The sequence below is a fragment of the Arthrobacter agilis genome (genome assembly GCF_002953615.1).
GTDB lineage: Bacteria > Actinomycetota > Actinomycetes > Actinomycetales > Micrococcaceae > Arthrobacter_D > Arthrobacter_D agilis_B.
In genome coordinates this window covers 2,289,389-2,298,378 of the sequence record NZ_CP024915.1, presented here as the reverse complement: position 1 = coordinate 2,298,378, position 8,990 = coordinate 2,289,389, and the positions used below count along the sequence as shown (strand labels likewise).

Sequence of the window (8,990 nt, the reverse complement as noted above, 5' to 3'; positions counted from 1 at the left end):
CCCGCCACTGGGTGTTCATCGGATAGAGGCCGTCCACGCCGTGACCCTGCCGGACCATCTCCGCGATGAAGGCCTCCTCGCGCTCCTGCTGCAGGGAGTCGTCCGCCAGGTCCTCGGCGAGCGCGGGAGGGATCACGAGGATGCCGTCCGCATCGGCGACGATGATGTCGCCGGGCTGCACGGTCGTGCCGCCGCAGGCGATGGTGATGTCGGTGTCCCACGGGATGTGCCGGCGCCCGAGGACGGCGGGATGCGGATTGGCGTAGTACGTCGGGATGTCCATGCCGGCGACGGTGGAGAAGTCGCGGACACCGCCGTCGGTGATGATTGCTGCGGCTCCACGGACCTGTGCCCGCAGGGCGAGGATGTCGCCGATGGTTCCCGTGCCGGTCTCGCCGCGTGCCTCCATGACGAGGATCTCGCCCTCGTTGACGGAGTCGATGGCACGTTTCTGGGCGTTGAACCCACCGCCGTGCGCCGCGAAGAGATCCTCGCGGTTCGGGACGTAGCGCAGCGTGCGGGCGAGACCGACGACGCGGCGGTCCGGCCGGGTCGACTGCAGGCCGTCGATGCTCACGTTGTTCAGCCCGCGCTTGCGCAGCTGCGAGGACAGGGTGGCGGTGGCCACGCTCCCGAGCTTGGCGCGGAGTCCGGCGCTCAGGACCGACGCCGGTTCCGGGAGGCCGGCGGCCTGCCGGGAGCCGTAGGCCTCCTCCCGCTGGACGTCGTCGGCCCTGGCGCCGGCGCCGAAGCCTGCGAGCGGCGTCGTGCCCTCCTCCACGCGGGTGGCCAGCCGGCCGGTCGAGAGGGTGCCGCCGGACGCCGAGACCTCGACCTCGAGCGTGTCGCCCGGCTGTGCGACCGAGGCGCCGGCCGGTGTGCCGGTGAGGATGATGTCCCCGGTCTCGAGGGTCAGGAGCTGCGACAGGTCGGCGACGAGGCGAGCGAAGGGGAAGAGGAGGTCCGCGGTGGTGTCGTCCTGCACGAGCTCCCCGTTGTGCCAGGTGCGGATGCGCAGGGCGGCAGGGTCGAGATCGCCGGCCGGGATCAGGCCCGGACCCACGGGTGTGAAGCCGTCACCGCCCTTGGACCGGAGGTTCGAGCCCTTGTCCGCGTAGCGGAGGTCGTAGACCCCGAGGTCGTTGCTCGCCGTCACCCAGGCCACATGGTCCCAGGCCTGCTCGAGGGATACGCGGCGGGCGGGACGGCCGATGACCAGGGCGATCTCGCCCTCGAAACCGAGGAGTTCGCACCCGGCGGGGCGTTCCACCGCTGCACCGGACAGCGAGAGCGAGGAGGACGGCTTGAGGAAGTACGACGGCTGGTCGGGTGTACGACCGCGCTGCGCCGCCCTGCTGGGGTAGTTGATGTGCACGGCGATGACCTTGCGGGCTGCGGCCAGGACGCCGTCGTCTACCAGTTCCACCCGTGGCTCCTCATCGAGTACGAAATCGTATACGAAGATTAGGCAGGACGTGGCGGAAGCGTCAAGGGGAGTTGTTGGGCCCGCCATCGGGGGCTAGCATCGCTTCACGAAAGAAGAACCGCCCGTTCGATTATCGAACCGGCCGCTTGGCAACCATCACGACGAAGTGAGGACAGCCCGTGCAATTCCACCACCACGGTTACGTGTCGGGTGATCCCCGCGTCCAGCCTGCCGCCGGCACCGGGCTCGACCGGCCGGAGGAACTCCCCGACGAGGTCGACGTCCTCATCATCGGCACCGGCCCGGCAGGCATGATCACCGCCGCCCAGCTCTCCCAGTTCCCCGGCATCTCCACGCGGATCGTGGAGCGCCGGCCGGAGCGGTTGGCGATCGGGCAGGCCGACGGCATCCAGGCCCGCAGCGTCGAGACGTTCCAGGCCTTCGGGTTCGCCCAGCGCATCACGGAGGAGGCCTACCGGATCGTGGAGATGGCCTTCTGGAAGCCGGACCCCGAGGACGCCTCGCGCATCGTCCGTACGGCACGCCCCGAGGACGATCCTGCCGGGATCAGCGAATTCCCCCACCTCATCGTCAACCAGGCCCGCGTCCTCGACTACTTCGCCGAGGTCATGAAGAACGCGCCCACGCGCATGGTGCCCGACTACGGCTACGAGTTCGCGGACCTCGAGGTCGACGACGACGCCGAGTACCCCGTCCGGGTCACGCTCGTGCACACCGCGGGTGAGCACGAGGGCGCTGCGCGCACCGTCCGGGCCAGGTACGTCGTGGGGGCCGACGGCGCCCGCAGCAGGGTCCGCCAGGCGATCGGCTGCACCCTCGCAGGGGACCAGGCCAACCATGCATGGGGCGTCATGGACGCCCTTGCCGTCAGCGACTTCCCCGACATCCGCCGCAAGTGCGCCATCCAGTCCGGGGCGGGCGGCAGCATCCTCCTGATCCCGCGCGAGGGTGGACATCTGTTCCGGATGTACGTGGACCTCGGGGAGGTGGACCCGGCCGACAAGGGCGCGGTCCGCGCCACGACGGTGGAGCAGATCATCGCGAAGGCCAACCAGATCCTCAGCCCCTACACACTGGACGTGCGCGACGTCGCCTGGCACAGCGTCTACGAGGTGGGCCACCGCCTCACCGACCGGTTCGACGACGTCCTGCCGGAGGAGCTGGGAACCCGCACACCGCGTGTCTTCATCACCGGGGATGCGTGCCACACGCACAGCGCCAAGGCGGGCCAGGGCATGAACGTCTCCATGCAGGACGGCTTCAACCTCGGGTGGAAGCTCGGCCACGTGCTCGAAGGCCGCAGCCCCGAGGACCTGCTGGCGACGTACTCCGCGGAGCGGCAGGTCGTCGCGCAGGAGCTCATCGCGTTCGACAGGCAGTGGTCCACCCTCATGGCGAGGAAGCCGGAGGAGTTCGCCGACCCCTCCGAGCTGGAGGACTTCTACGTGCGGACCGCGGAGTTCCCCGCCGGCTTCATGACCCAGTACGCGCCGTCCATCCTCGTCGCGGAGCCCGCACACCAGGACCTCGCTGCCGGCTTCCCGATCGGCAAGCGCTTCAAATCGGCCCCGGTCGTCCGGGTCTGCGACGGCGTCCCCGTGCACCTGGGCCACCACGCCACGGCGGACGGCCGCTGGCGCATCTACGTCTTCGCCGACGGCGCGGAAGCGGGCACCGATTCCCTGGTGTCGGGATTCGCCGACTGGATCCGCACGGCTCCGGACTCGCCGCTCGCGGCCACCCCGCCGGGCGCGGATCCGGATGCGTGGTTCGACGTGAAGGTCGTCTACCAGCAGGACCACACCCGCGTGGACATCGGGCGCGTACCGTCGGGATTCAAGCCCGCCGTGGGACCCTTCGGACTCACCGACTACGAACGGGTGTACGCCGCCGACCCGCACGCGGACATCTTCGACCTGCGGGGGCTCGACCGCTCCGGCGTCGTCGTCGTGGTCCGACCCGACCAGTACGTCGCGCACGTGCTGCCGCTGGCCGGCACCGCCGGCCTCGCGGAGTTCTTCGCCCCGCTGCTGGTGGCCCGCTCGGACCGGCGCGCAGGACGGGCGTTCGCCTGACATGCGCACGGCGGACGCGGAGCACGGAACCACGACGGCGGCCCCGCCGGCATCCCAGACGCTGTCACGGGGGATCCGGGCACTCGAGCTCCTGGCGGACGCACCGGACGGACGGACGACGGCGGAAGTCGCCGGGGCACTCGGCGTCCACCGCTCCATCGCCTACCGGATCCTGAGGACGCTCGAGGAACACTCCCTGGTGGTCAGGGACGCGGGTGGACGGTTCCGGGCCGGCCCGGGACTCGCGAACCTGGCCCGGGGAGTCGCGCCCCGGCTGCAGACGGCCGCACTGCCGGAGCTCACGGCCGTCGCGGGCGAGCTGCAGATGACCGCGTTCATCGCCGTGTGGGACCGGCGCCACTGCGTCACCCTCGTGGCCGTGGAGCCGCCGCACGGCGAAGGCACCCTCGTCCAGCGCCCCGGCTCACGCCACCCCTTCGACGCGGGGGCGCCCGGCATCGCCATCCAGTCGGCGCTCACCGAGGCCTCCTGGGAGCGCCTGGCGCCGGGCGAACCGTACCGGGCGGAGTCGAGGACCGCCGCCACCGTCGGGTACGCCACGAGCCGGGACGAGGTCATCCCGGGTGTCAGCAGCGTCGCGGCCCCCATCCGGGTCCGCGGCCAGCTCCCCGCGGCGCTCGCCGTCGTCTTCCTGGCCGGCGACCGACCCCTCGAGGACATCGGTTCCCGCGTCGCCGCGGCGGCGAACGCCGTCGAGTCCGTCCTCTGATGCCCGCCCCCCTGACCTGATCTGCGAAGGAGCAGCCATGACCACCCTCCCACTCCGCGCGAGCGCAGCGGATCCTGCCACCCTCGACGTCGAGGAGACGTGGTCGCGCGACCACCTGGAGACCGTCCAGCTTCAACGGCTGAAGTCCACCCTCGCCCACGCGTACGCGAACGTGCCCCTGTACCGGCGGAAGTTCGACGACGCCGGCGTGCACCCGGACGACCTCCGCGAGTTGGCGGACCTCGCGGCCTTCCCCTTCACCACCAAGGAGGACCTGCGCAGCACGTACCCGTTCGGCATGTTCGCCGTGCCGCAGGAGCGCATCGCGCGCGTCCACGCGTCGTCGGGCACGACCGGCCGGCCGACGGTCGTCGGGTACACCGCCGGGGACCTGGACCGCTGGGCCTCGCTGGTGGCCCGCTCGCTGCGCGCCTCCGGTGTGAAGGCAGGCTGGAAGGTCCACAACGCCTACGGCTACGGGCTGTTCACCGGCGGGCTGGGCGCCCACGCAGGAGCCGAGCGGCTCGGCTGCACCGTCATCCCCATCTCCGGCGGGCAGACCGAGCGGCAGGTGCAACTCATCCGGGACTTCGAACCGGACGCGATCCTCGCCACGCCCACCTACCTCCTGACGATCCTCGACACGATGGCCACCGCGGGCATCGACCCGCGCACGACGTCGCTGAAGACCGCGGTGCTCGGGGCCGAGCCGTGGACGGAGGGCATGCGCCAGGAACTCGAGGGACGCATGGGTTTCGACGCCTGTGACATCTACGGCCTGTCCGAGGTCATGGGCCCCGGCGTGGCCGGTGAATGCGTGGAGTCCAAGGACGGCTCGCACGTGTGGGAGGACCACTTCCGCCCCGAGATCATCGATCCGTTCACGGAGAAGGTGCTCGACGACGGTTCGGCGGGCGAGCTCGTCTTCACCTCCCTGACGAAGGAGGCGCTGCCGATCATCCGCTACCGCACCCACGACCTCACCCGCCTGCTGCCCGGCACCGCACGACCGGGGATGCGCCGGATGGAGCGCATCACGGGTCGGAGTGACGACATGGTGATCGTGCGTGGCGTGAACCTCTTCCCCACGCAGGTCGAAGAACTGGCCCTGGCCATCCCGGCCCTGAGCCCGCACTTCCAGCTCGAGCTCACGCGTCCCGAGGGCCAGCGGATGGACCAGCTGACCGTCAAGGTGGAACCACGTGAGGGCGTCAGTGCTGCCGACGCCACCGCGGCGGCGGAGGAGCTGCGGCACCGGATCAAGACGCACATCGGCTCCACGTGCGCGGTCGCCGTCGTCGAGCAGGGGTCCCTCGTGCGGTCCAGCGGGAAGCTCAGGCGGATCTACGATCTCCGGCCCCGCTGATCCCACCGGTTCCATGCGGGACCCCGACCGATGATTTCCGGGGCCCGGTACGTCTACAGGTGACGACGCCGGTCCGGGGCGTCCCGACCGATGGGAGTGGACACCATGACGACGTTCGTACTGATCCATGGAGGAGGCTCGACCGCCTGGGACTGGCACCTCGTGAGCGGGGTGCTGCAGGAGTCCGGTCACGACGTGGTGGCGGTGGACCTGCCGGCCGAGGACGCCGGCGCGACCCTCGGGGACTACACCACCGCTGTCGGCTCCGCTGTCGGCTCCGCTGCCGGCGGGAGCCGCGACGCCGTCGGCTCCGCTGCCGGCGGGAGCCGCGCCGCCGTCGTCGTCGGGCATTCCCTGGGCGGATTCACCGCACCGTTGGTGTGTGACGTACTGGGCGCCGCCGGCCTCGTGTACCTCGCCGCGATGATCCCGCTGCCGGGTGAGTCGTTCGCCGACTGGTGGACGAAGACCGGGCACGATTCCGAGGAGATCGCCAACGACCCCGAGGTGCTGTACTACAACGGCGTGCCGGACGAGTTCGCCCGCGAGGCACGGGCCCGGGAGCGTGACCAGCAGGGCGCCTGGCTGTCGCTGCCGTGGCCGGGCCGGCACCCCGAGGTCCCCACGATGGCGATCCTGTGCCAGGACGACCATCTCTTCCCCGCCCCCTTCATGCGACGGCAGGTGCGCGAGCGCCTCGGGATCGAACCGGTGGAGATCCCCGGCGGGCACTACGCGGCCCTCGGCAATCCCCGGGCTGTCGCATCGGCGCTCGACGGCTTCGCCCGCCGGATCGCCCCGGCGCCCACCGGATGAGGTGCACCACCGGTCGGCCTCAGCGGCTTCCGGTGGCGACGGCGACGATCTCCTGCATGTACGGCGCCACGACCTGCTGCGAGATCTTGCAGTCGAGCAGGAGGACGCCGTCGTCGTCGGAGGCGAGCCAGTCCTCGACGGCGGTGAGGTCGCCGAGGGAGGCGATGGTGGCGGACCGGGCCCCGAAGGCGGCGGCGACGGCGGCGAAGTCGACCTCCTCGATCATCATCGGCCGGGAGTCGATGCCGCGGACGGCATACTGGTGGATCTCGGCTCCGTAGGCGGCGTCGTTGAAGACCACGATGACCGCGCGTCGAGCGGTGCGGATGAACGAGTCGAGGTCCGCGAGCGCCATGAGGGCACCGCCGTCGCCCGTGCACAGGACGATCGTGGAGTCCGGCAGGGCCCGGGCCGCCCCGACCGCGCTGGGGAAGCCGAGGCCGATGGTCTGGTACGCGGTGCCCACCATGATCAGGCGGTTCGGCGCGGGAACGTGCAGGTAGCCCGGCGCCCAGCCGATGAAGTGGCCGCCGTCCTGCACGATCGTGCGGTCGGCCGGCAGCATCCGGTCCAGCACGCGGCACAGGCTCCGGGGGTCGAGGCGGCCGTCGGGGGCCGTCGGTGCACCGTCGTCGCGCGCGTCGTGGGCGCGCAGTGCGGCATCGGCTGCGATGGTGCTCCAGCGGTGGGCTCCGTCCCGGGGTTCGACGGCGGCCAGGAGCGCCTCGGCGGTGAGCCTCGCGTCACCCCGGACGAAATCGGTGACGGCCGGTGAGGTGGGGCCCGCGGCGACATCCACCTGGACGACCCGGGCGGTCGGGCCGAAGGAATGCCCGAAGCGCGTCGTGAACTGGTTGAGGTGCGCGCCGAGCACCAGCACGACGTCGGCCTGTTCGATGAGGTGCGCGGTGCGCTCCGACGCCCAGCCACCGGCGATACCCAGCGCACCCGCGTCGTCGCCGAACAATCCGGCGCCGAGACCGGAGGTCGCGGTCAGTGCACCGAGGCTCCAGGCGAGGGCACGTACCGCCTCTCCGGCTCCGCTCACCCACGCACCCCGGCCGGCCAGGACGAGGGGGCGCTCGGCCGACGCGAGGATCGCCGCGACGCGTTCGGCATCCTCCCCGGTCGGCGGGTCGTAGGGCGCGGCGGCAGGTGCGGGAGCGGCGTCCTCCTTCAGGGCCTCGGCGGCCGCGAGATCGTAGGGGATCGCGAGGACCACGGCCTCCCGGTGACGCAGGGCATGGTCGACGGCGGCCGCCGCGACGGCCCGGGGACGACCTGCCGAGACGGTGAACGTGGTGGCGCCGAGGCCCTTGGCCACCTGGGACTGGTCGACGTCCCACGGGCGCATCCCTGCCGTGGGCGCATCCCCGACCACGAGCACCAGCGGGATGCCGGCCTGGACCGCCTCGGCGAGAGGGGTCAGGGCGTTGGTGAATCCGGCACCGTAGGTGGTGGTCGCGACGGCGAGCCGCCCACTGGCACGGAAGTAGGCATCGGCTGCGGCGACGGCGCCGGCCTCGTGCCGGACGGCGGTGTAGTGCAGGGCCGGTGCGGCCAGGACGGCATCGAGGAAATGGGCGTTGCCATTGCCCATGACGCCGAAGACCTCGGAGGTGACGGGCAGGAGGGCGGAGACGATGCTCGCGGAGACGGTGGCCATCGGGAATCCTTCAGGGCGAAGTCCCCGAGCGGCGATGGTGCAGGCACACGGTCAACCCGGAGGACTTGGTGGGTGAGTTCCGTATGTGCCTCGGGCGACGGCGCCCTTATTGCCTCTTTTTCAGGCACGGCGCCCGTGGCGCCCGACGCTCGCCACTATAGCGGAAGGACGGGTGGCACCCACCCGTCCTTCCGCGTACCCGTGGATCGGCTACGGGGTGACGCGGGCGTCCGCATCCTCCGTCTCCGCCTCGAGCGGTGCACCCTTCGTCTCCCTCACCATGCTCGCCCCGATGAACGAGATCACGCAGAGCACCATGATGTAGATGCCGATCGACCCGGACCAGCCCGTGCTCCCGAGCAGTGCCTGGGCGATGAGTGGCGCGAAGGCCCCGCCGAGGATGGCGCCGAGTGCGTAGCCGATGCCGATGCCGGAGTAGCGGACGTTCGCGGGGAACATCTCGGCGTACATCGCGGACATGGGGCCGTAGGACAGCCCGAGCCCGATGGTCAGGATGAAGATGGCGATGCCGTAGGCCCAGATGTTGCGGGTGTCGATCATCATGAACATCGGGATCATCCAGACGAAGATGAGTGCATACCCGATCTGGAACGTGCGGACGCGTCCGATCCGGTCCGAGAGGATGCCGCCGTAGAGGGTGAAGATGAGCCAGCCGAAGGAGGCGAGCAGCGTCGCCAGGAGCACGGGCGCGGCCGGCATCCCGAGGCTCTTCTGGGCGTACGAGGAGAGGAAGGCGATGACGAGGTAGCCGGCGGCGTTGTTGCCGATGAAGATGACCGCGGCGAGGACGACCTGCTTCTTGTTGGTCCTCAGCAGGCTCCGCAGGGGAGTGGCGGTGTCACGCTTGCGCTCGATCATCCGCTTGAACA

General features: G+C 70.9%; 7 protein-coding genes. 4 read left to right on the top strand and 3 right to left on the bottom strand.

The annotated features are described in order from the left end of the window. Positions 1-1,426: fumarylacetoacetate hydrolase family protein (locus tag CVO76_RS11200; protein WP_208739300.1), on the bottom strand; the 1,426-nt coding region annotated here is incomplete at its 3' end. Positions 1,427-1,605: 179 nt separating this feature from the next. Between CVO76_RS11200 and CVO76_RS11195 the strand changes: the two genes are divergently transcribed. From CVO76_RS11195 to CVO76_RS11180, 4 genes are all read left to right on the top strand, one after another. Then, the gene (locus CVO76_RS11195; protein ID WP_208739299.1) at positions 1,606-3,522 is read left to right on the top strand and encodes an FAD-binding monooxygenase; all 1,917 of its coding nucleotides are present in this window, start codon (positions 1,606-1,608) and stop codon (positions 3,520-3,522) included. Position 3,523: 1 nt separating this feature from the next. Beyond that, complete coding sequence (locus CVO76_RS11190; protein WP_208739298.1) at positions 3,524-4,252, top strand: IclR family transcriptional regulator; 729 nt, start codon at positions 3,524-3,526, stop codon at positions 4,250-4,252. A gap of 37 nt (positions 4,253-4,289) precedes the next feature. Beyond that, entirely contained in the window at positions 4,290-5,618 is a 1,329-nt protein-coding gene (paaK, locus tag CVO76_RS11185) for a phenylacetate--CoA ligase PaaK (protein ID WP_208739297.1), read from the top strand. 105 nt (positions 5,619-5,723) lie between these two features. After that, positions 5,724-6,434 (top strand): alpha/beta fold hydrolase, encoded by a 711-nt coding sequence (locus CVO76_RS11180; RefSeq protein ID WP_208739296.1) that lies wholly within the window; start codon positions 5,724-5,726, stop codon positions 6,432-6,434. Positions 6,435-6,453: 19 nt separating this feature from the next. Here CVO76_RS11180 and CVO76_RS11175 read toward each other — a convergent pair whose 3' ends face one another. Together CVO76_RS11175 and CVO76_RS11170 are read right to left on the bottom strand one after the other, a co-directional pair. After that, entirely contained in the window at positions 6,454-8,100 is a 1,647-nt protein-coding gene (locus CVO76_RS11175) for a thiamine pyrophosphate-binding protein (protein WP_208739295.1), read from the bottom strand. A gap of 210 nt (positions 8,101-8,310) precedes the next feature. Next, positions 8,311-8,990, bottom strand: a 680-nt coding sequence (locus CVO76_RS11170; protein ID WP_208739294.1) for an MFS transporter, incomplete at its 5' end; no start/stop codon positions are given.